Genomic DNA, 1,217 nt, shown 5'->3' with positions numbered 1-1,217 from the left:
ATGTAATGACCCACTGAAATCCTGCTCAGGTGTTACTTTCCCAAGGGAGCACCCCCATGAGCATCGTGATGGAAGAAGAAATCAAACGCTGGACCGCCCGTCGGAAGTCGGCGTTGGTCCTTGAAGTGATTCAAGGTAAGACGTCGATATCGGAAGCCAGTCGTCAGTTCGACCTCCCGCCTTCTGAGATCGAGGGCTGGGTCGAGGATGCGAAGCGCGGCATGGAGAATGCCCTGCGTGCTAAGCCGGAAGACGTCCGCGAGCAGTACGAGCGGCAGTTGAAGGACCTTCAGGAAGCCTATGGCGAGGCCATGCTGGAGCTGCGCGCCAGAAAAAAATTGAACTCCCTGCTGGGCAAGGACGAGACCTGATGGTCTCACTTCAGCAGGGGCTGCGTGCCGATGGCTTCGATGTCTCCATGGCCCAGCTGTGCCACTGGTTTGGCGTGGCGCGCCGGACGGTCTATTACCGCTCGACCAAGGCATCACCGAAGGTGCAGGAGGCGCTCTCGGTGCCGGTGAAAGCCCTTATCGAAGCGGAGCCGTCCTTTGGCTACCGTACTGTCGCCGGCCTGCTTGGCATGAACAAGAACACGGTCCAGCGCATCTTCCAGCTCAAGGGCTGGCAGGTGCGCAAACGACCCATTGGTCAGCGTCCACGTATCCAGGCATTGCCGTCGGTCGCCAGCAGGCCGGACGAGCGCTGGTCGACGGATCTGTGCCGGGTCTGGGGCGGCAAGGACGGCTGGCTCAGCTTGGCGTTGGTCATCGATTGCCATACCCGCGAGCTTCTTGGCTGGCATCTGTCGCGCAGTGGCAAGGCCAGCACGGCCGCCGGCGCCCTGGAGCAGGCGCTGATCAGCCGCTTCGGTACCCTGGGCAAGGTGAACACGTCCTTTCTTCTTCGATCGGACAACGGCTTAGTTTTTACCAGCCGGAAATACACCAGCCTGGTCCGCAGCTATGGCCTGCAGCAAGAGTCCATTACGCCGCATTGCCCGCAGCAGAACGGCATGGTCGAGCGGGTCATTCGCACGTTGAAAGAGCAGTGCGTGCATCGTCATCGGTTCGAAAGCCTGACCCACGCCATGCGCACGATCGGCGACTGGATCCACTTCTACAACCACCAGCGCCCGCACCAGGCGTTGAAGATGAAAACACCCGCTGAGGCGTATGCCTTAGCGGCCTGACCTGTGCAGGAAGTGCTGGGTCATTACA

The 1,217-nt window shown here is 60.5% G+C and carries 2 protein-coding genes; both read left to right on the top strand.

Going from position 1 to position 1,217, the window contains the following annotated elements; translation table 11 throughout:
- Positions 1–29 precede the first annotated feature (29 nt).
- A complete protein-coding gene (locus tag HDE76_RS20490) occupies positions 30–371 on the top strand; it encodes a DUF1153 domain-containing protein (protein WP_343205748.1) in 342 nt (113 codons plus the stop codon).
- The gene (locus HDE76_RS20485; RefSeq protein ID WP_255481714.1) at positions 371–1,189 is read left to right on the top strand and encodes an IS3 family transposase; all 819 of its coding nucleotides are present in this window, start codon (positions 371–373) and stop codon (positions 1,187–1,189) included. The genes HDE76_RS20490 and HDE76_RS20485 overlap by 1 nt, the downstream gene beginning before the upstream one ends.
- The last annotated feature ends 28 nt before the right edge of the window (positions 1,190–1,217 follow it).

Origin of the sequence: Rhodanobacter sp. ANJX3 (assembly GCF_014200755.1) — a bacterium.
Taxonomy (GTDB): Bacteria; Pseudomonadota; Gammaproteobacteria; order Xanthomonadales; family Rhodanobacteraceae; genus Rhodanobacter.
This window is presented reverse-complemented; position numbering and strand designations above follow the sequence as displayed.

What these genes read in the sequence shown, in the direction of transcription:
- HDE76_RS20485 (WP_255481714.1), top strand. Translation starts at nt 371, where the DNA reads ATGGTCTCACTTCAGCAGGGGCTGCGTGCCGATGGCTTCGATGTCTCC.